Source organism: Kitasatospora setae KM-6054, from assembly GCF_000269985.1.
Lineage (GTDB): Bacteria > Actinomycetota > Actinomycetes > Streptomycetales > Streptomycetaceae > Kitasatospora > Kitasatospora setae.
The window spans coordinates 4,850,146-4,869,999 of sequence record NC_016109.1 but is presented as its reverse complement, the minus strand read 5'-3'; the positions used below and the strand labels follow the sequence as shown (position 1 = coordinate 4,869,999).

Genomic DNA, 19,854 nt, shown 5'->3' with positions numbered 1-19,854 from the left:
CGCTAGCGGGTGAGCAGTTCCGCCAGCCCGTCCAGCAGGTCGACGACGCCGGCCGGCCCGGCCACCACCAGGTCGGCCCGGTCGGCGAGTTCGGCGACCGGCGGTTCGCCGGTGACCGGCCCGCTGCAGACCAGCAGGCCGGGGTGGCCGGCGGCGCGGCGGGCGTCGACCTCCGCGTAGGCGGCGAGGTCGCCGAGGTCGTCGCCGGCGAAGAGCACCGGACCGGCGTCCCGTTCGGCCAGGAACCCGCGGAGGGCGACGCCCTTGTCGACGCCGGGCGGCCGCAGTTCGAGGACCATCCGGCCGGGTTCGACGACCAGTCCGTGCCGCCGCGCCAGTGCGTCGAGCGGGCCGCGCAGGTGCTCCAGCAGCGCGTCCGGTTCGGGGGCGCGCCGGGTGTGGACGGCCAGGGCGCGTTCCTTGTCCTCGGTGAAGGTGCCTTCGGGTACGCCCAACTCCCTTAGCAGTGCGGGTAGTTCGGCGCGGACGGCGGCGACTCCGGGCGGTGGCGGGGCGGCGGTGACGGCGTTGCTGCGCGCGTCCCAGCGCTCGGCGCCGTAGTGGCCGAGGACGGTGAGGTGTTCGAGGCCGGGGGCGCCGACGAAGCCGCCGTACGCGGCGGCGGTCGCGGCGGGCCGTCCGGTGACCACCACGACCGCGCCGACCAGCGGGGCGAGCGCCCCGAGCGCCGGGACGACGCCGGGGTGGGCGCGGGCCCGCTCGGGGTCGGCGACGATCGGGGCGAGCGTGCCGTCGAAGTCGAGTCCCACGACGGCGGACTTCGGGTCGGCGAGCAGGCCCGCCAGTCCGGTGCGCCCCGCCTGGGTCGTGATCTGTTCAGCGATTCCCATGCCGTCGACGCTACCGGCCGCCGGGCTGCGGCGGGTGGCGATCGGCGCCGGAGCGCGCCGCGGGACCCTAGCGGGCCTCGCGGCGCTGCTGGCGCACCCGGCGCAGCCGGTTGACCAGGACCGGGGCGTGGGCGAGCGCCTCGGCCCGGTCCAGCAGGGCGTTGAGCAGCTGGTAGTAGCGGGTGGCGGAGATGCCGAGCTCCTGCCGGATCGCCTGCTCCTTGGCGCCGGCCGTCCGCCAGCCGCGGCCCTCCAGCTCCAGCACCGCCCGGTCGCGCTCGGTCAGTTCGGCCATGCCCCCAGGCTACGTCCCCCCGCCGTCCCCCCGCCGTCAGCCCGCCGTCAGCCCGCCGTCAGCCCTGGCGGCTCTTGGACGCCTCCGCCGCCGCGGCCGCCTGCAGTTCGCCGAGCACCTGGTCGGCGCCGGGCTTCACGGCCCCGCCGATCTTCTGCTTGATCAGGCTGCTGACCTTGTCCCAGGAGGGTTCGCCGTACGGGTAGAAGTCGGCGGTGGGCAGGTTCTGCAGGAACTGCGCGAGGTCCTGGTGCGCGGGGTTGGCGGACATGTCGTCGAGGGTGTCCTGGGTGACCGGCAGCATGTTGTACTGCTCGTCGAACTTCAGGGTGTTCTGCTTGGAGAGCGTGAAGTTGAGGAACTTCTTGATCTCGGCCCGGTGCCCGTTCGCCTTGAAGGCCATCAGCCAGTCGGCGACGCCGAAGGTGACCTCCTTGACGTCCTTGGCCCGGCGCGGGATGGGCGCGGTGCCGTACTGGATGCCGGCCGCGGCGGCCGACTTGAGCAGCGCGGGGTGGCCGTTGAGCATCGCGACCTGGCCCTTGGCGAAGGCGCCGAAGGCGTCCTGCCGGTTGACCTTGCCGGGGTCGTCGTAGGTCAGGCCCTTGTCGACCAGGCTGGTGCGCAGCCACTTGAAGGTGTCGCGGTTGGGCTGGCTGTCGATGGTGTAGTTGCCGACGCTGTCGGAGATCTCGCCGCCGCCGCTCATCGTCCAGATCATCGACTCGGCCTGGGCCTCCTCGGGGCCGAGCGGCAGCGCGTACGGGGTGACGCCGGGGACCTTGCTCTTGATCAGCTCGGCGTCCTTGCGCAGTTCCTCCCAGGTGGTGGGCGGGGCGCTGATGCCGGCCTTGTCGAAGATGGCCTTGTTGTAGACGAACACCCGGCTGGAGGAGATGAACGGGATGCCGTACTGGCTGCCGAGCACCTGCCCGGCGCGGTTGAAGGAGTTCAGCAGGTTGGCCTGGCTCTCCATGGAGAGCACGTCGCCGACGGGGTAGAGCCGGTCGGCGGCGACCTGGTCGGCGAAGCCGCCGGTCTGCACGATGTCGGGGGTCTTGCCCTGGGCGATCAGGTCGGCGATCCGCTTGTCGATGTCGGGCCAGCCGACCACCTCGACGTGCACCTTGACGCCGGAGTTGGCGGCCTCGAAGTCCCTGGCGAGCTTGTTCCAGTAGAGGGCGCTGCTGCTGGCCTCGTCGGTGCCGTAGTCGGCCGCGACCAGGTTGAGCGTCACCCCGCCCCCGCCGGGGAGCATGCCGCAGCCGGACACCAGCAGGCATCCGGCGAGGGAGAGAGGGATCAGCGCTGACCGCTTCAAGGGGGACCGCCTTCGGGAGGGTGACAGCGGCGACCCTGGCAGCTACCCGCAGCAGTGGTCCAGACCTCTAGGGGCGGAAGTTATCGAAGTGTCAGATCCTGTTGCGCCCTACGCAACGCGGACGGCACGATCGTCCGCTATCCGGACAACTTCGTCCCCGATCCGCCCCTCCCGTCCCCTTCGCCCCATCCCGTCTCCCCCGCCACGCCCCCGCCACGACCCTGCCACGACCCCGCCCGTCCCCGCCCGCGCTCACGCGGTCAGCACGGTCACCCCGGCCTCGGCGAAGGCGGCGGCCAGCCCGTCCGGCACCCGGTCGTCGGTGACCAGGGTGTCGACCGCCTCCAGGCCGCAGATCCGGGCGAAGGCCCGGTGGCCCAGCTTGGACGAGTCGGCGGCCACCACCACCCGCCGGGCCCGCTCGGCGAGCAGCCGGTTGACCGCCGCCTCGCCCTCGTGGTGGGCGGTCGCGCCGTGCCCGGCGTCGAACCCGTCCACGCCCAGCACCGCGGTGTCCAGGGCGAGTTCGCCGAGCACCTGGGCGGCCAGCGGGCCGATCAGCTCGTACGACTGGGGGCGGGCGACGCCGCCGGTGACCACGATCTTGACCTGCGGGCGGACGGCCAGCTCGTTGGCGATGTTCAGCGCGTTGGTGACCACGGTGAGGCCGTGGCCGCTCTCCGGGCGCTCCGCCAGGTCGGTCCGGACGGCCAGCGCCCGGGCCACCTCGGTGGTGGTGGTGCCGCCGTTCAGGCCGACCACCTCGCCGGGGGCGACCAGTCCGGCCACCAGCGCGCCGATCCGCTGCTTGGCGTCGGCGTGCCGGGCGGTCTTGTAGCGCAGCGGCAGGTCGTAGGAGACGCCGTGCGCCACCGCGCCGCCGCGGGTCCGGGTGAGCACCTGCTGGCGGGCCAGCTGGTCGAGGTCGCGGCGGATGGTCGCGGCCGAGACGTCCAGCGCTTCGGCGGCCTCCTCGACCTCCAGCCGGCCGTGCTCGGCCAGCAGTTCCAGCAGCGCGTTCCACCGCTCGTACCTGGACACCGTCCCCGCTCCTCCCGCGCTCGCCCCGCGCGCCCCGCGCCCGGTCGGGACAGCTTCGCACACCCGGGCACGGCCCCCCTCATTGCGCAGTCCTGCGCGAAAAGGCTATAAATCAATCAGCTTCGCGCACGCCGGCCGCCCTCGCCCGTGCGCGGTCCCCGGGGTAGCCGAAGGAGCCCGCCGCCATGCCGCACCCGTCCCTGACCGCCGAAGAGATCGCCACCCAGCCCGAGAACTGGCGCACCGCCGCCGCCCTGGCCGCGAGCGGCCCGGCCGGCCTGCCGCGCCGCGGCGAGCGGGTGGCCGTGGTCGGCTGCGGCACCTCCTGGTTCATGGCGCAGGCGTACGCCGCGCTGCGCGAGGCCGGCGGCCACGGCGAGACCGACGCCTTCGCGGCCTCCGAGTTCCCGACCGGCCGCCGCTACGACCGGGTGCTGGCGATCACCCGCTCCGGCACCACCACCGAGGTGCTGCGGCTGCTGGACGGCACCGGCCTGCCGACCACCGCGATCACCGCCTGCGTCGACCAGCCGGTGGCCGCGGCCGCCGGCCACCTGGTCGACCTGGGCTTCGCCGACGAGAGCTCGGTGGTGCAGACCCGCTTCGCCACCACCGTCCTGGCGCTGCTCCGCGCCCACCTGGAGCGGGAGGACGCCCTCCCGGCCGGGGTCGGCACCGTCGCCGCGGCCGCGGCGGACGCCGAGCGGGCGGTCGGCTGGCGGGTGCCGGAGGAGCTGGTGGCGCTGGAGCAGGTCTCCTTCCTCGGCGCGGGCTGGACCAACGGCCTGGCCCAGGAGGCCGGGCTGAAGATGCGCGAGGCCGCGCTGGCCTGGACCGAGTGCTACCCGGCGATGGAGTACCGGCACGGCCCGATCTCGATCACCGCGCCGGGCCGGGCGGCCTGGATGTTCGGCGAGCTGCCGGCCGGCCTGGCCGGCGAGGTGGCCGCGGTCGGCGGCCGGCTGGTGGCCGACTCCGGGGCCGGCGGCCTGGACCCGCTGGCCGACCTGGTCCGGGTGCAGAAGCTGGCGGTGGCGCTGGCCGGGCACCGCGGCCTGAACCCGGACGAGCCGCGCAACCTGACCCGCTCGATCGTGCTCGGCTGACCCCGGGCGTCCGCACTGGCGGTAACGGCTTCGCCACCCAAACCACCCAGGAGACTGCAAAGAGCGATAAACCTCACCTCTCCGGACCAGACCAATCGAGCGACTGGACTAGACCTCTTAGACCTGGCCAAGGAAAACTGTCCCCCGTGAAGTACGTCATCGCACTCGATGTAGGCGGCACCGGCATGAAGGCCGCGCTGGTCGCCCAGGACGGCTCCGTGCTCTTCGAGGCACGCCGACCGACCGGGCGGGAGCACGGCCCCGACGCCGTCGTCGCCACCATCCTCGACTTCGCCGCCGACCTGGCGCGGGAGGGCGGCGCCCGGTACGGCGCGGCCCCGCTCGCGGCGGGCGTCGCCGTGCCGGGAACGATCGACGAGAAGAACGGGATCGCGGTCTTCTCCGCCAACCTCGGCTGGCGGGACCTCCCGATGCGCAAGCTGCTCGGCGAGCGCCTCGGCGGCATCCCGGTCGCCCTGGGCCACGACGTCCGCTCCGGCGGACTGGCCGAGGGCCGGGTCGGCGCCGGGCAGGGGGTCGGGCGCTTCCTGTTCATCGCGCTGGGCACCGGCATCGCCGGCGCGATCGGGATCAACGGGGCCATCGAGGCGGGCGCGCACGGCTACGGCGGCGAGATCGGCCACGTGGTGGTCCGCCCCGGCGGCCCGCAGTGCGGCTGCGGCGCCCGCGGCTGCCTGGAGACGCTGGCCTCGGCCTCCGCGGTCTCCCGGGCCTGGGCCGAGGCCACCGGCGACCCGGAGGCCGACGCCGCCGCCTGCGCGAGCGCCGTCGACGCCGGCGACCCGGCGGCCCTCGCGGTCTGGCAGAACGCGGTGGACGCGCTCGCCGACGGCATCGTGCTGGCGCAGAGCCTGCTCGACCCGTCCACGGTGATCGTCGGCGGCGGGCTGGCCGAGGCCGGTGACACGCTCTTCACGCCGCTGCGCGCCGCGGTGACCGAGCGGCTGACCTTCCAGATGCCCCCGAAGGTCGTTCCGGCCATGCTCAAAGACACCGCCGCGTCCCTGGGCGCCGGCTTGCTCGCCTGGGATCTGCTCTCGATGGAGGTGACCGCGTGACCGCGGACCGTACAGCACTGGCCGGAGCCCGACTGGTCCTGCCCGGCGGGGTGACCGACGCCGGACGGCTCTCCGTGGAGGGCACCCGCATCGCGGGCCTCGGCGGCGCGACCGAACCCGGCGACCTCGACCTCACCGGGTACACCGTCGTCCCCGGCTTCGTCGACCTGCACGTGCACGGCGGCGGCGGCGCCTCGTACGCCTCCGGCATCGCCGAGGAGGCGCTCACCGCCGCCCGCGCGCACCTGGAGCACGGCACCACCACCACGATGGCCTCCACCGTCACCGGCGAGATCGACGAGGTCTGCCGCCAGGCGGCGGTCCTCTCCGAGCTCGTCGAGGACGGCGTGCTGGCCGGCATCCACTTCGAGGGCCCGTTCATCTCGCACAACCGGTGCGGCGCCCACCGCCCCGACCTGCTGCGCGACCCGGACCCGGCGCTGGTGCGCAAGCTCGCCGACGCGGGCCGCGGCCACACCAAGATGTTCACCCTGGCCCCCGAGCTGCCCGGCGGCCTGGAGTCGGTCCGGATGCTGTCCGAGCTCGGCATCATCGCCGCCGTCGGCCACACCGACTCCGACTACGAGGTCACCCTGCGGGCGATCGACGCCGGCGCCACCGTGGCCACCCACCTGTTCAACGCGATGCCGGGCATCCAGCACCGCGCCCCCGGCCCGATCGTCGCCCTGCTGGAGGACGAGCGGGTCACCGTCGAGCTGGTCAACGACGGCATCCACCTGCACCCCTCGGTGGTCGAGCTGGCCTACGGCACGGCCGGCGCCGAGCGCGTCGCGCTGATCACCGACGCGATGGGCGCGGCCGGCATGGGCGACGGCCTGTACCCGCTCGGCCCGCTGCAGGTCCGGGTCGAGGACGGCGTCGCCCGCCTGGTCGAGGGCGGCTCCATCGCCGGCTCCACCCTCACCCTGGACGTCGCCTTCCGGCGCGCCGTGACCGTCCTCGGCCTGTCGCTGAACCAGGCCGTCACCTCGCTGTCCACCGTCCCCGCCCGGCTGATGGGCCTGGGCGACACCATCGGCACCCTGGAGGCCGGAAAGCACGCCGACCTGGTCGTCCTCGACTCCGACAGCTACGAGCTCGCCGCGGTGATGCGCCGCGGCGAGTGGATCGTCGGCGCGGACCGCTTCGCCCGGGCCGGCACCCCGGCCTGACCCGCGGCCGCCCCGCACCGGGGCCGGCCCGGGTCCTCCCGTCGCGTTCGCGGCCGGGTGGGTAGCGAAACCTGCGCCTCGCTACTCACCCCACCGGGAGCCCCCGCCTTGCCGCTCGCCCGCACCTGTGACCTGCTCGCCGCCGCCGTCGCCGAACGCCGCGGCCTGCCCGCCTTCAACGCCATCACCCTGGAGCACGCCGAGGCCGTCGCCGCCGGCGCCGAGGCCGCCGGCACGCCCGTCGTCCTCCAGCTCAGCCAGAACGCGATCGCCTACCGGGGCGGCCGCCTGCTGCCGATCGCCCGCGCCTGCGCCGAGGTCGCCGCCGCCGCCCGGGTCCCGGTCTCGCTGCACCTCGACCACCTCGAGGACCCGGACCTGCTGCGCGCCGCGCCCGGCGCCGGGTTCTCCTCCGCGATGTTCGACGCCTCCGCGCTGCCGCACGACGAGAACGTCAAGGCCACCGCCGAGGCCACCGCCTGGGCGCACCGGCACGGCCTGCACCTGGAGGCCGAACTCGGCCGGGTCGGCGGCAAGGACGGCGAGCCCCCGCTCGGCGCGCACGCCCCCGGCGCCCGCACCGACCCGGCCGAGGCCGCCCGGTACGTCGCCGAGACCGGCGTCGACGCGCTGGCCGTCGCGGTCGGCTCCTCGCACGCGATGACCACCCGCACCGCCGCCCTCGACCACGCCCTGATCCGCCGGCTGGCCGCCGCCGTCCCCGTCCCGCTGGTCCTGCACGGCAGCTCCGGCGTCCCGGACGACGCGCTCGCCGCGGCGGTCGCGGCCGGCATGGTCAAGGTCAACATCGGGACGGCGCTCAACCTGGCCCTCACCCCGGCGATCCGCGCCCAGCTGGCCGCCCACCCGGCCGCCAGCGACCCGCGCGGCTACCTGGCCCCGGGCCGGGACGCGATGGCGGCCGTGGTCGAGCAGCTGGCCCGGGTGGTCGCGGGCCGCTGAGCCGGGTCCCCGCCGGGGCCGCGGCCCCGGCGGAGCGCCGCTACTTCGGGTAGTCGCCGACGCTCATCGGGGTCAGCGCGACCTGGTCCAGCAGCACCGTGCTGCCCGCCCCCGCCGGGAGGGTCAGCGTGATGGTGTTCGGCCCGGGCTGCAGCACCGGCCATATGTTGGTGCTGAACCAGGACTGCGCCGGGTCCGCGGCCGGGTTCTTGGAGTAGTTCTTGAACGTCACGCCGCCCTGGTGGTCCTTGCCGTTGACGGTGACCTGGGCCGGCTGGTCGGCGCCGGTGTTGTTGAAGTGCAGCCAGAGCTTGGTCTGCCCGCCCGCGTCCGAGTTGACCGTCCAGGTGACGCTGGAGCCCGCCTGCAGGACGAGGTAGCCGCCGTCGGCGGAGATCGCGCCCTTCACCGCGTTGGCGCTCGCCGCGCCCTGCGCCTGCAGCTTGGACGCGTCGCTGACCGGCTCGGTCGCGGCGGTCGGGCTGGGCGCGGCGCTGCTCGCCGCGGCGGTCGGGCTGGCGGAGCCGGTCGCGGGCGCGCTCGCGGCCTTGCCGGTCGGGTCGGCGGCGTTGGCCTTGCCGCCCGGGTCGCCGGTGGAGAGCGCGACGCCCGCGCCGATCGCGATCGCGGCGACCACGGCGACCGCGCCGATGATCGCGGCCTTGCCGCGGCCGGCCGGCCCGTCCTCGCCCGGCCGGGGCCGGGAGCGCTCGGCGTAGCGGGACTGCTGGGGCATCGCGCCGGTCGGCTCGTACGCCGGGCCGGCACCGGGCGGTGGACCGGCCGACGGCGCCTGCTGGTAGGCGGGCCGCTCGCCGTAGCTGGCCCGGCCGACCTCCATCGGGCGGCTGTAGCCGCTCCGGGGGCGCTCGGCGGCGGGCTGCTCGCCCTCGGCGGGGCGGTACAGGTACGCGAAGGGGTCGTCCTCGCCCTCGGGGCCCTCGGGCGCTGCGCCGTTGCTGCCGGGCGTGGTCACGTTCGACTCCCCTGGGTGGATGCTCTCGTACCCAGGGCACCCTACCTGCCCGAGCCGAGCGGCCGGTACGCGGTTCGGGGCCGCCGGCAGGCGGCCTCAGCCCGCCCGGCGGTGCGAGCGCTCGCCGCGCGCGCCCCGGGCGGCGCCGCCGCGGGTGCGCTTCTCGTCGTACATCCGCTCGTCCGCCGAGTGCAGCACCTCGTCGATGCTCATCCCGCAGCCCGCCCAGCCGATGCCCAGGCTGACGCCGACCCGCACCGCCCGGTTGTCGATCCGCATCGGCGGCAGGATCGCCCCGCGCAGCCGCCCGGCCAGCTCCTTGGCCTCCTCGCGGCCGATGTTGTCGGCCAGCACCACGAACTCGTCGCCGCTCATCCGGGCCACCGTGTCCCCCTCCCGGACGACCTGCTGGAGGCGGCGGGCGATCTCGATCAGCACGGCGTCGCCGGTGTTGTGGCCGTACCGGTCGTTGACCAGCTTGAAGCCGTCGAGGTCGCAGTAGAGGACGGCCAGGCCGCGTTCGCCGGCGGCGTGCGCGCCGCGGCGGTGGCCGTGCCACAGGTCGCCGGGGGGCTGTTCGGCGGGGACCACGGCGTGCACGTGATGGCTGCCGGGCGGGAAGGCCGCCCGGTCGCGCTCCAGGGCCCCGCCCGGGGCCGGGTAGCCGTGCGCGGGGGCGGCGGGCGCCCAGGACGCCGCCGGGCCGTCCTGGGCGGCGTGCGCGCCGTGCCCGGCGTGCGCCGGCGGCTGGGGGGCGGGTCCGGCGTGCGCCGGGTGCTGGGCACCGTGCCCGGCGTGGGCCGGCTGCTGGGGGGCGTGCGGCTGCTGCGGCTGCCGCGCCGCCTGGCCGGGTATCTCGGGGGTGCCCGCGGCGGGCTGCGCGAGCGGACAGAGCCGGCGGGCCAGCCGGGCCCGCAGTTCCGCTCCGTTCGGCAGTCCGGTCAGCGCGTCGTGGCTGGCCCGGTGGGCGAGCTGCAGCTCGTGGCGCTTGCGGTCCTCGATGTCCTCGACGTGGGTGAGCAGGAAGCTCGGGCCCTCGGCGGCGTCGGCGACCACCGAGTTGCGCAGGCAGACCCACTGGTAGCCGCCGTCCCGGCGGGAGAGCCGCAGCTCGGCCCGGCCGCCCTCGGCGCTGGTGCGCAGCAGCAGGTCCAGGTCGTCGGGGTGGACCAGGTCGACGAAGCGCTGCTGGCGCAGCGCGGCCCGGGGCCGGCCGAGCAGTCGGCACAGGGCGTCGTTGACCCGGGTGAGCTGGCCCATCGCGTCGCCGTGCAGCTCGGTGATGGCCATCCCGCTGGGGGCGTACTCGAAGGCCTGCCGGAAGGACTCCTCGCTGGCCCGCAGGGCCTGCTGGTCCTTCTCCAGCCGGGCCAGCGCGCGCTGCATCTCGGCCCGCAGCCGGGCGTTGCCGATGGCTATCGAGGCTTGCAGGGAGAACATCTCCAGCGCCTCGCGGGTCCAGGCGCCGGGGCGCTTGCCGCTGCGCGGGCGGTCCACCGAGAGGATGCCGAGCAGGTCGCCGCCGGCGCTGTACATCGGGGCGAGCAGGACGTCGGCGGGGTGCCAGTCGTTGCCGTAGACCGGCATCGGCCCGTCGCCGGTCCAGGTCGGCACGTCGGTGGCGATCGCCCAGCCGCGGTCGTGCGGCAGGAAGCGCAGCGTGCCCCAGTGGTCGGCGACCTGGAGCATCCGCTCCCAGGACTCGCGGGAGCCGACCTGGCCGAGCAGCACGGCGGGGCCGCCGAAGGCGCTCTCCTCGATCTCCCAGACGGCGGCGACCACCAGGTCGCCGTCGGGGCGGACCAGGCTGACCGCGGCGGCGTCGAACCCGAGCCCGTGCACCGCGCCCTCGACGACCGCCTGCAGGGTTCCCGCCAGGCTCCGGGCAGCGTTGAGGTCCGCCACGACCCGGTGCAAGGTGCGGAGGGTCGCGAGGCGGACGTAGGGCTCCGACTCGGCTTCCATGCGGGGGCTCCCCGGCTGCTTCGGATGGGGCTGAAAAAGTGTCGTCCGATTGCCAGAAGAACTGAATCACAGGGAGCACTGCGATAGGCACGCTCGGTCAGCAATAGCCGGTGACTGTGACTCAAATCACATCATGATCAGGGAGTCGATGGCCCGGGCCGGCTCGGACCTACGACCGGACTACGACCACCGCCCGATGCCGACCCGCCCGACCGGCGACTACCGTGCGGTGCGTGTACAGCTCCCAGCAGTCCCCCGCCGCCCCCGCCGGCGCCGCCCCCGCGGCGGCCGGCGCCACCCCCGACGAGTTCCGCGCCGCCCTCGGCCAGCTCGCGGCGGGCGTCTCGCTGCTGACCGCGCACGACCCGGAGGACGGCGAGGACGCGGGCATGACCGCGACCTCGTTCCTGTCGGTGTCGCTGGACCCGCCGCTGGTGCTGGTCTCGCTGCGCACCGACTCGCGGATGGACGAGCTGCTGTCCCGGGCCGGGACCTGGGCGGTGTCGCTGCTCGGCGAGGAGCACCGGACGCTGGCCTCCCGGTTCGCGATGAAGGGCCGGCTCGGCGACCGGCTGCTGTTCGCCGACGCGGCCTGGCACCGCGGCGCGCACGCGGGCGCCCCGCTGATCGACGGCGCGCTGGCCACCGTGGAGTGCCGCACCGAGCAGCGGATCCCGGCCGGCGACCACACCCTGGTGCTCGGCCGGGTGCTGGCCGCCGAGGTGCCCGCCCCGGGCGGGCGGCCGCTGCTGTACCTGCGCGGCGGCTACCGCACGCTCGGCTGAACCGCGCCCGACCCGCCCAGCAGCACGGCCCGCCCAGCACCACGGCCCGCCCAGCAGCACGACCCGCCCAGCACCACGACCCGCCCAGCACCACGGCCCGCCCAGCAGCACGGCCGACTCAGCGCTCCGGCCGGCTCAGCGCCCCGACCCGCTCAGCGCTCCGGCCGGATCCGGCCCCGGCCCTCCTTGAGCCCGGACCGGTGCCGCTTGTTCTCCAGCCGCCGCTCGACCATGCCGCGGCTCGGCTTGGTGGCCCGCCGGGCCTTCGGCGGCGGCGCGACGGCCTCGCCGAGCAGCGCGGCCAGCCGGGCCGCCGCCACCTCGCGGTTGCGCCACTGCGAGCGGTGCTCGGAGGCGCGCACCACCAGCACCCCGTCGACCAGCCGGGAGGCCAGCCGCTCCAGGGCGCGCTCCTTCCAGACCGCGGGCAGCGCGTCGGAGGCGGCGAGGTCCCAGCGGAGCTCGACCTTCGAGTCCGAGGTGTTCACGTGCTGTCCGCCGGGGCCGGAGGACCGGGAGAAGCGCCAGACGAGCTCGGCGTCGGGAACGACCACCGAACCCCGTACGCGCACTGGCTCAGTCATGGGCCCATCATCCCGCCCGCCCGCGGCCCCCGTCACCTGGTTAAGCGGGCGCAACGGGCACAATGGCGGGCGTGATCGAGCTCGGCTACTCCCTCTCCAACCGCTTCCCCGACCCCCCGCAGACCGACTACCGCACCGCGTCGGTCCGTTCGCTGCGGCACGACCTGTTCGCGGGGGACGTCTACCTGGAGACCGACGAGGGGACGGGGGTGGAGACCCGCTGGAGCTGGGTGCCGGTGCTGGACTTCGCCTGGGCGCTGTGCGACGTCGTCGAGCGGCTCGACGACGACCCTCGCGGCAGCCGGGAGGCCCGGGTCCGCACCGAGGACCTGGACTTCACCCAGAACACCGAGCTGCTGCGCTTCGCCCGCCGCTTCGGCTGGGTGGAGATCACCGCGACCTGGCGCCCGGAGGACGAGCCGCTGGTCGTCCGGCACGCCGAACTGCGCCGCGAGGCACGGGACTTCCTGCAGGACGTGCTGGCCGACCTGACCGAGCTGCACGAGGGACTCGCCGACAACCCGAACATCTGGACCGTGCAGGGCCGCTACCCCAGAATCTGAGCTGTCGCGGGGCCCGGGCGCGGAGGAGGATCCGGCGGGGAATCCGGTCGGAAATCCATCCGTCCACCAACCGGTGGAACCAATGGCCGCCCGTCCCGCGTTCTCTGGGCAGAACCGACCGAAGGGACACCACAGACCATGCCCGTGAGCCTCTCCAAGGGTGGCAACGTCTCGCTGACCAAGGAGGCCCCCGGCCTGACCGCGGTCACCGTCGGCCTCGGCTGGGACGTGCGCACCACCACCGGCGCCGAGTTCGACCTCGACGCCAGCGCGATCGTCCTGAACGGCGAAGGCAGGGTCTACTCGGACCGGCACTTCGTGTTCTTCAACAACACCAGCACCCCGGACAGCACCGTCGTGCACACCGGCGACAACCGCACCGGCGAGGGCCAGGGCGACGACGAGCAGATCAACGTCAACCTCGCCGCGCTCCCCGCCGACGTGCAGCGGATCACCTTCCCGGTGTCGATCTACGACGGCAACAACCGCGGCCAGAGCTTCGGCCAGGTCCGCAACGCCTACATCCGGGTGCTGAACCAGGCCGGCGGCGCCGAGATCGCCCGCTACGACCTCTCCGAGGACGCCGCCACCGAGACCGCGATGGTCTTCGGCGAGCTCTACCGCAACGGCGCCGAGTGGAAGTTCCGCGCCATCGGCCAGGGCTACGCCTCCGGCCTGGTCGGCATCGCCCAGGACTTCGGCGTCAACGTCTGATCCCCAGGCGCCGCGCAGGACGCGAAACGGCCCCCCGGAGCCTTCCGGGGGGCCGTTCGCACGTCCGGGCGTCAGGAGCGGCCGGCCCGCAGTTCGGGCAGTTCCAGCAGTTCGGTCTCGTCGTGCGCGGTCAGGTCGACCACCTCGGGCTCGGTGTCCGACTCGGCGTGCTGGTGGCTCGGCGGCTGCTCCACCGCCTGGTGGGCGGGCGGCTGCGCGGCGTCCACCGGGGCGCCGTCCAGCACCGCGTAGCGCTCGCTGTCGGCCAGCGCCTCGTCGCCCACCACGTCCGCCAGGTCGCCGACCGCGGGGGCCGGCACGCCGGGGCGCAGCGCGGCGCGGGCGGTGCCGGGGCGGCCGAAGAAGCTGAACGCGGTGGCCCGCGGGCGCTGCGGCGCCGGCACGCCGGCCCCCGCCCCGGCGGCGGGCAGCGCGGGGCCGACCGGGCGCAGCGCGGAGGAGTCGGTGGCCGGCACCGGGTCGGGCATCTTCGGGCGCAGTTCGACCTGGGCCCGCTCGTCCACCTCGCGGCGCGCCTCGGCGGCCGCCGCCTGCCGCTCCAGGTGCCGCACGGCGGCCTGTGCGCGGACGTAGGAGGCGGGGGTGACCGGGTTCTTGGGCCGGGCCGCCTCGACCGCCCGGCGGGCCGCCTCGGCCTCCTTGAGGGCCTGTTCGGCGACCATCACGGCGCGCTCGCGCAGCAGCCGGGCGATCTCGGTCTCGGCCTTGGCGAGCCGGGACTTCTCGGCGGTCAGCCGGCGGCCGAACCGGGTGGCGCGCTCCTCGGCGACCTCGGCCGCGTACTCGGCCTCGGCGATCTGCTCCTCGTAGCGCTCCTCGGCGCGCATCCGGCGCACCACCGCGAGCTGGGCGGAGGTGCGGGCGGCCCGGTCGCGCTGGCGCAGCACCAGGGCGAGGCCGACCACGGCGACGACGGCGGCGACCCCGACCGAGCGGGCCACGATCTGGTCCGGGCTGGCCACCAGCGCGGCCACCGCCGCGAGCACGAGCACGCCGGAGGCGACCGGGGGCAGCAGCCGGCCGAGGACGGAGGAATGACGGTGGCGTCCGCGAGACATGGCTAGAAACTAGCGTGCGAATCACGGCGCTGTCAGCCTCGCCCCCCATTCGGGCCTTGACAGTCCGTGTCGGCCACCGTAGGCGACCGTCCGGTGACGTTCCGTCAGTGCGGGGAGGCGGCGGTGCCGCGCGGGTGCTCGGGGTCGTCCCGGTCGTCGGGGAGCTTGCAGACGTGCTGCAGCCAGAGCGCGACCGCGATCACCGCCGCGCCCGCCAGCACGGCGAACAGCGCGGTCTGCGCCTGCGCCCGGCGGGCCGCGACGTCCAGCGAGCCGAGCAGGAACACCCCGACGCCCGCGTAGATCCCGGTGACCACCGCCGAGACCAGCGCGCTGGCCTGCCCGAGCACCAGCGCCCGGGCCGCGTGCAGCGGGTCGACGCCCTTGGCGCCGGGCTGCCGCTCGCGCACCGCCTTGAGCCGGGAGCGCAGCGAGATCGCCGCGGCCAGCAGCACCACGGCGACCGCGGCCAGCACGAACGGCGCGTAGGCGGGCACCCCGGGCAGCGTGCCCAGCGAGTCCCACAGCCGGGCACCGCCCCAGGACAGCAGCCCGGTGATCGCGGTGATGCCGAGCAGCAGGCGGAGACGGAGCGGCTTCACTCGGACGGGCTTCCTTCCAGTGGTTCGGCGGCGGGCGCCACGACCAGCCCACCGTACCGGCCGGGCCGCACCCGCAGGGACCTACGGCCGCGTGCGCCCGGAAGTTCCCGACCGCGACCGCACCGGCCCGAACCGGCCCGGCCGGCCGCGACCCCGCCGTGTCCGGCCGCCCGCGGTCGCGCGCGCCCGGCCCGGGCCGGGCGCGCGCGACCGGCTCAGCGGCTCACTCGGGCAGTCGCAGCCGCAGGTCGTCCCGGAGCCGCACGCCCTGCGCCGCGGGCCCGCCGAGGCCCGCCAGGAGCGCGGCGACCGGCCCGTGCCCGGGCACCTCGGCGGCCGGGTCGGCGTCCTGCCAGGGGGCGAGCACGAACGCCCGCTCGTGGGCGCGCGGGTGGGGCAGCGTCAGCTGCGGGTCGTCGCTGGTGACGCCCTCGTAGGCGAGCACGTCGACGTCCAGGGTGCGCGGCCCCCAGCGGACCTCGCGGACCCGGCCGAAGGCGTCCTCGACCGCGTTGGCCCGCTCCAGCAGGTCGCGCGGCGGCAGCGAGGTGCGCAGCACCGCGACGGCGTTGAAGTAGCTCGGCTGGTTCTCCGGGCCGCCGACGGCGTCGGTCTCGTACACGGCGGACAGCGCGGTCACCCGCACCCCCGGGGTGTCCTCCAGGGCGTCGACGGCGCCCTGGAGGGTCTCCAGGCGGTTGCCCAGGTTGCTGCCGAGGGCGACGGCGGCGGTGCGGGAGTCGTGCAGGGTGGACTCCACGCGGTCCACCCTGCCCTGCAGGTCGAACGTGGTCGGCGTGGCGGTCGGGTCGGTCGTGGCCAATGGAGTTCCCTCTGCTCGGGCTCCACCGGGGGCGGTCAGGCGCGGCCCCGGCGGATCGTGATGGTGACGTCGTCGAACGGGACGGTGATCGGGGCGTCCGGCTTGTGCACGGTGACCTCGACCTCCTCGACCACCTCGTGTCGCAGGCACTGGTCGGCGATCCGCTGGGCCAGCGTCTCGATCAGGTCGACCGGGTCGCCCGCGATCACCGCGGTGACCTCCTCCGCGATCACGCCGTAGTGGGCGGTGCGGGTCAGGTCGTCGCCCGCGGCGGCCGGCCGGGTGTCGAGGAACAGCACCAGGTCGACCACGAAGGTCTGCCCCTCGATGCGCTCGCGCTCGAAGACGCCGTGGTGGCCGCGGGCACGCAGCCCGCGCAGGGTGACGCGGTCCAGCAAAAGAATCACTGCTCCCAGCTGACGGCCCCGCCGTGGGCGGGGACCGGCGGACACCGTCGCCCGCCGCCCCTCGAATCTACCTTCGAGCAGCGACCGCCAGGGACCGCCTCCCCGGCCGCCCACCCGATCGGACCGGCCACCGCGGCCCTTGACAGGCCCGACCGCTACTCGTCCTCGTCGTCGTCCTCGTCGTCCCCGCTGGTGAGCACCGGCGAGCCGTGGTGCGACCAGAGCTTCCAGCCGTTCGCCGTCCGCCGGAACAGGTTGGTCGACACCACCTTGCCGCCGACCAGCGGCCCGAGCTCGCCCTCCTCCTCCGGCTCGCCGCCGGACAGGATGTTCTCGGTGCAGGTGACCAGCGCCACGTCGCCCTGGACGTCCACCTCGACGTCGGTCAGGAAGAACTGGATGTACTCGGTGTTCGCCATGATCAGCATGTACGAGCGGGTCACCTGGGCCCGGCCGGTCAGGGCCGGCCAGCCCGGGTGCACGCAGAACACGCCGCCCTTGTCGTCCGCCTCGCCCGGCCCCAGCCAGATCGCCTCGACGGCCTCCAGGTCGCCGTTCTCCAGCGCCTCGTAGAGCGCCTGGTTGACCGCCAGGACGGCCTCCCGGTCCGGCTCCAGCGCCGCCGCCCGGTCGTTGCCGCCGCTCACTGCCTCCGCCACGCCTACCCCCTCTGCGCCGCCTGCTCCCAGGCCGCGACGACTCGTACGGCGTCAGCCGTGCCGGACACGTCATGCACCCGGACCGCCCAGGCACCCGCCTTCGCCGACAGCACCGAGACCGCCGCCGTGGCGTCGTCCCGCTGCCGCGCCGGCCGCGGCTCCCCGGTTTCCGGGTCGGCCAGCAGCGTACCCAGGAAGCGCTTGCGCGAAGCCGCCACCAGGACCGGTCGTCCGAGCGCGGTCAGCGCGTCCAGCCGGCCCAGCAGCGCCCAGTTGTGCGCGCTGGTCTTGGCGAAGCCCAGGCCGGGGTCGAGGATCAGCTGCTCCTCGTTCACCCCGGCGGCCAGCAGCTCCTCCACCCGGACGGTCAGCTCCCGCACCACGTCGGCGACCACGTCGCCGTAGACCGCGAGCGAGTCCATGTCGGCGGACTGGCCGCGCCAGTGCATCACCACGAACGGCGCGCCGGTCTCGGCCACCACCCGGGCCATGTCCGGGTCGGCGAGGCCGCCGGAGACGTCGTTGACCACCCGGGCGCCGGCCGCGACGGCCGCCGCCGCGACGGCCGCCCGCATGGTGTCCACCGAGACCGCCACCCCGGCCCGGGCCAGCTCGGTGACCACCGGCACCACCCGGCGCAGCTCCTCCGCCTCGGTCACCCGGACCGCCCCGGGCCGGGTCGACTCGCCGCCGACGTCCACCAGGTCCGCCCCGCGCGCCACCAGGTCGAGCCCGTGCGCGACCGCCTTCGCCGGGTCCAGCCACAGCCCGCCGTCCGAGAACGAGTCCGGCGTGACGTTGACCACCCCCATCACCGCGCAGCGTTCGAGGACGGGGAGCCCGGGGGCGTTCTCGTTCATGCGTCCCATTATCGGCGCCCGGACCGGACCCGGCCGAACGGCGCCGGACCCGGCCGGACGCGGCGGCGGGGGCGGTCGGACGCCGCCGTCCGACCGCCCCCGCCCCGCGAGGTCCCGCGCCGCCCCGCGCCGCCCTAGGCCGCCCGCTCGAGCTGCGCGACCGGCTCCCGCATCAGGCCCTCCCGCTGCCGCTTGCGCCCGAACCGGGGCATGCCCAGCGTGATGAACGCCTCGGCCTGCATCGCGGCGAAGCCGATCCGCGGCAGGTCGCGGGTGTGCGGGTAGACCAGGAAGCGCGGCTCCCAGTCGGGCTGGAACTTGGCGTTGAACTTGTACAGCGACTCGATCTGGAACCAGCGCGACAGGAACACCAGCAGCCCGCGCCAGGCCCGCAGCACCGGTCCGGCGCCGATCCGCTCGCCGCGGGCCAGCGCCGAGCGGAACATCGCGAAGTTCAGCGAGACCCGCCGCACGCCCATCGCCCCGACCTCCTGCAGGGCGGCGACGATCAGCAGCTCGTTCAGGCCGGGGTCGGCCTCCCGGTCGCGGCGCATCAGCTCCAGCGAGATGCCGTCCTCGCCCCACGGGACGAAGTGCAGCACCGCCTTCAGGTCGTCGCCGGCCGGCTCGCCCTCCTCGGGCGCCTTGTGCGCGGTGACCACCACGCACGCGTCGTCCCCGGCGTCGCCGAACCGGCCGAGCGCCATCGAGAAGCCGCGCTCGGTGTCGGTGCCGCGCCAGCGGGCCGCCGCGTCGCCGATCTGCCGCTTCTCCTCCAGGGTGAGGTCGCCGACCCGGCGCACCCGGCAGGAGTAGCCGTTGCGCTCGATCCGCTTGACCATCTGCCGGACGTTGCGCATGGCCCGGCCGGAGAGCGAGAAGGTCGAGGTGTCGACGATCGCCTCGTCGCCGAGCTCGAGCGCGTCCAGCCCGGCCTCCCGGGTCCACACCTCGCCGCCGACCTCGGAGCAGCCCATCACGGCCGGCACCCAGGCGTGCTCGCGGGCGGTCGCCATGAAGACCTTGATCGCGCCGGGCCAGGCCTCGACGTCGCCGACCGGGTCGCCGGAGGCCAGCATCACGCCGGAGACCACCCGGTAGGAGATCGCCGCCTTGCCGGTCGGCGAGAACAGCACGCTCTTGTCGCGGCGCAGCGCGAAGTAGCCCAGCGAGTCGCGCCGCCCGTGCCGGCCCAGCAGCTCGCGCACCCGCAGCTCGTCCTCGGGGGTGAGCTCGGGCTCCGGCTTCTCCGGGCGCAGCGCCAGGTACGCGGTGGTCAGCGCGGTAAGCAGGCCGAGCGCGCCGAGCGAGTAGCCGACCAGGTCGCCGACCCGGTCGGAGGTGTAGTGGATCGGCCCCTCGAAGCCGAACAGGCCGTAGCCGACGTGCTCCAGCCGCTGGAACAGCGACGGGTCGCCGAGCTCGGCCTTCCAGCGCACCGAGACGATCAGCAGCCCGAGCAGCACCGACACCGTGCCGAGCACGACGAAGTTGAGCACCGCGCGCCAGCGGGTCCGCGGGTCGGCCTTGGCGTAGAACTCCCGCCGGTGCACCAGCATCACGGCGAGCAGCGCGAGCGAGACCGCGGCCTGCCCGTACTGGTGCCAGCGCAGCAGGTGCAGCGCCGCGCCGACCGGCAGCAGCACGCACACCGCCCGCCAGGCGCGGGTCTTGCGGCGGCGCAGCGCGTGCGCGAGCAGCACCAGCAGCATGCCGACCATCAGGGTGCCGGCGGCGGCCAGCGAGGTGGCGCCGCCGGGCAGCTGGCCGGCCCAGCTGTGCATCCGGGTGAGCCGCAGCTTGGGGAAGACCGCGCAGGCGATGTCGACCAGGCCGATCGCCAGGCAGGCGTACCCGACCGCGGTCGGCAGCCAGCGCCGCGGCACCGCCGCGGCCTGGTGGCGGAGACCCTGCAGACCCCGGGTCCGGGAGGTGTCGGGGGTCGTCTCAGCGGACACGGGAGCGCTCATGAGAGCTCAGCCTAGAGGCACCCGGGCGCTGCGCGCGCA

21 protein-coding genes are annotated in these 19,854 nt (G+C 75.2%); 7 read left to right on the top strand and 14 right to left on the bottom strand.

Annotated features, from left to right (window positions below; all coding sequences use genetic code 11):
• Positions 1 to 2: 2 nt before the first annotated feature.
• The 4 genes from otsB to KSE_RS21705 all read right to left on the bottom strand — a co-directional run bounded on the left by otsB (position 3) and on the right by KSE_RS21705 (position 3,508).
• Positions 3 to 851, bottom strand: coding sequence for a trehalose-phosphatase (gene otsB, locus KSE_RS21720; protein WP_014137488.1), 849 nt, complete (start codon positions 849 to 851; stop codon positions 3 to 5).
• A 67-nt stretch (positions 852 to 918) separates the two neighbouring features.
• On the bottom strand, positions 919 to 1,146 hold the full coding sequence (locus tag KSE_RS21715; RefSeq protein WP_014137487.1) for a DUF3263 domain-containing protein: 228 nt from the start codon (positions 1,144 to 1,146) through the stop codon (positions 919 to 921).
• 58 nt (positions 1,147 to 1,204) lie between these two features.
• Positions 1,205 to 2,467: an extracellular solute-binding protein gene (locus tag KSE_RS21710; RefSeq protein WP_231873203.1), complete on the bottom strand. Its 1,263-nt coding sequence runs from the start codon at positions 2,465 to 2,467 to the stop codon at positions 1,205 to 1,207.
• A 252-nt stretch (positions 2,468 to 2,719) separates the two neighbouring features.
• A complete protein-coding gene (locus KSE_RS21705) occupies positions 2,720 to 3,508 on the bottom strand; it encodes a DeoR/GlpR family DNA-binding transcription regulator (RefSeq protein ID WP_014137485.1) in 789 nt (262 codons plus the stop codon).
• A 185-nt stretch (positions 3,509 to 3,693) separates the two neighbouring features.
• Here KSE_RS21705 and KSE_RS21700 point away from each other — a divergent pair, with 185 nt between their 5' ends.
• The 4 genes from KSE_RS21700 (at position 3,694) to KSE_RS21685 (ending at position 7,828) form a co-directional block, all read left to right on the top strand.
• Complete coding sequence (locus KSE_RS21700; RefSeq protein ID WP_014137484.1) at positions 3,694 to 4,614, top strand: SIS domain-containing protein; 921 nt, start codon at positions 3,694 to 3,696, stop codon at positions 4,612 to 4,614.
• A gap of 146 nt (positions 4,615 to 4,760) precedes the next feature.
• The gene (locus KSE_RS21695) at positions 4,761 to 5,693 is read left to right on the top strand and encodes an ROK family protein (protein ID WP_033257796.1); all 933 of its coding nucleotides are present in this window, start codon (positions 4,761 to 4,763) and stop codon (positions 5,691 to 5,693) included.
• On the top strand, positions 5,690 to 6,865 hold the full coding sequence (gene nagA, locus KSE_RS21690; RefSeq protein WP_014137482.1) for an N-acetylglucosamine-6-phosphate deacetylase: 1,176 nt from the start codon (positions 5,690 to 5,692) through the stop codon (positions 6,863 to 6,865). Before KSE_RS21695 ends, nagA begins: the two co-directional genes overlap by 4 nt.
• A gap of 108 nt (positions 6,866 to 6,973) precedes the next feature.
• Positions 6,974 to 7,828, top strand: coding sequence for a class II fructose-bisphosphate aldolase (locus tag KSE_RS21685; RefSeq protein ID WP_014137481.1), 855 nt, complete (start codon positions 6,974 to 6,976; stop codon positions 7,826 to 7,828).
• 40 nt (positions 7,829 to 7,868) lie between these two features.
• Here KSE_RS21685 and KSE_RS21680 read toward each other — a convergent pair whose 3' ends face one another.
• Together KSE_RS21680 and KSE_RS21675 are read right to left on the bottom strand one after the other, a co-directional pair.
• Complete coding sequence (locus KSE_RS21680) at positions 7,869 to 8,804, bottom strand: carbohydrate-binding protein (RefSeq protein WP_014137480.1); 936 nt, start codon at positions 8,802 to 8,804, stop codon at positions 7,869 to 7,871.
• Between the two features lie 96 nt (positions 8,805 to 8,900).
• Positions 8,901 to 10,769 (bottom strand): GGDEF domain-containing protein, encoded by a 1,869-nt coding sequence (locus KSE_RS21675; RefSeq protein ID WP_014137479.1) that lies wholly within the window; start codon positions 10,767 to 10,769, stop codon positions 8,901 to 8,903.
• Between the two features lie 233 nt (positions 10,770 to 11,002).
• Here KSE_RS21675 and KSE_RS21670 point away from each other — a divergent pair, with 233 nt between their 5' ends.
• Complete coding sequence (locus KSE_RS21670) at positions 11,003 to 11,554, top strand: flavin reductase family protein (protein ID WP_014137478.1); 552 nt, start codon at positions 11,003 to 11,005, stop codon at positions 11,552 to 11,554.
• Between the two features lie 152 nt (positions 11,555 to 11,706).
• On the opposite strand, the gene arfB is transcribed toward KSE_RS21670, so the two are convergent.
• Positions 11,707 to 12,138 (bottom strand): alternative ribosome rescue aminoacyl-tRNA hydrolase ArfB, encoded by a 432-nt coding sequence (gene arfB, locus KSE_RS21665; protein WP_014137477.1) that lies wholly within the window; start codon positions 12,136 to 12,138, stop codon positions 11,707 to 11,709.
• A 71-nt stretch (positions 12,139 to 12,209) separates the two neighbouring features.
• Here arfB and KSE_RS21660 point away from each other — a divergent pair, with 71 nt between their 5' ends.
• Both KSE_RS21660 and KSE_RS21655 read left to right on the top strand, forming a co-directional pair.
• Positions 12,210 to 12,701 carry a hypothetical protein gene (locus KSE_RS21660; protein WP_033257812.1) on the top strand — a complete coding sequence of 164 codons (492 nt, stop codon included), beginning with the start codon at positions 12,210 to 12,212 and terminating at the stop codon, positions 12,699 to 12,701.
• Between the two features lie 138 nt (positions 12,702 to 12,839).
• Positions 12,840 to 13,415 (top strand): TerD family protein, encoded by a 576-nt coding sequence (locus KSE_RS21655; protein ID WP_014137475.1) that lies wholly within the window; start codon positions 12,840 to 12,842, stop codon positions 13,413 to 13,415.
• A 71-nt stretch (positions 13,416 to 13,486) separates the two neighbouring features.
• Here KSE_RS21655 and KSE_RS21650 read toward each other — a convergent pair whose 3' ends face one another.
• The 7 genes from KSE_RS21650 to KSE_RS21620 all read right to left on the bottom strand — a co-directional run bounded on the left by KSE_RS21650 (position 13,487) and on the right by KSE_RS21620 (position 19,815).
• A complete protein-coding gene (locus KSE_RS21650; RefSeq protein WP_014137474.1) occupies positions 13,487 to 14,494 on the bottom strand; it encodes a hypothetical protein in 1,008 nt (335 codons plus the stop codon).
• A gap of 104 nt (positions 14,495 to 14,598) precedes the next feature.
• The gene (locus tag KSE_RS21645) at positions 14,599 to 15,096 is read right to left on the bottom strand and encodes a DUF3180 domain-containing protein (protein ID WP_014137473.1); all 498 of its coding nucleotides are present in this window, start codon (positions 15,094 to 15,096) and stop codon (positions 14,599 to 14,601) included.
• A 223-nt stretch (positions 15,097 to 15,319) separates the two neighbouring features.
• The gene (folK, locus tag KSE_RS21640) at positions 15,320 to 15,919 is read right to left on the bottom strand and encodes a 2-amino-4-hydroxy-6-hydroxymethyldihydropteridine diphosphokinase (RefSeq protein ID WP_014137472.1); all 600 of its coding nucleotides are present in this window, start codon (positions 15,917 to 15,919) and stop codon (positions 15,320 to 15,322) included.
• A 35-nt stretch (positions 15,920 to 15,954) separates the two neighbouring features.
• Positions 15,955 to 16,314, bottom strand: coding sequence for a dihydroneopterin aldolase (gene folB / locus KSE_RS21635; protein ID WP_033250583.1), 360 nt, complete (start codon positions 16,312 to 16,314; stop codon positions 15,955 to 15,957).
• A 167-nt stretch (positions 16,315 to 16,481) separates the two neighbouring features.
• The gene (locus KSE_RS21630) at positions 16,482 to 16,985 is read right to left on the bottom strand and encodes a nuclear transport factor 2 family protein (protein ID WP_014137470.1); all 504 of its coding nucleotides are present in this window, start codon (positions 16,983 to 16,985) and stop codon (positions 16,482 to 16,484) included.
• A gap of 2 nt (positions 16,986 to 16,987) precedes the next feature.
• Positions 16,988 to 17,854 carry a dihydropteroate synthase gene (gene folP / locus KSE_RS21625; RefSeq protein ID WP_014137469.1) on the bottom strand — a complete coding sequence of 289 codons (867 nt, stop codon included), beginning with the start codon at positions 17,852 to 17,854 and terminating at the stop codon, positions 16,988 to 16,990.
• Between the two features lie 125 nt (positions 17,855 to 17,979).
• Complete coding sequence (locus KSE_RS21620; protein WP_033257794.1) at positions 17,980 to 19,815, bottom strand: phosphatidylglycerol lysyltransferase domain-containing protein; 1,836 nt, start codon at positions 19,813 to 19,815, stop codon at positions 17,980 to 17,982.
• Positions 19,816 to 19,854: the final 39 nt, after the last annotated feature.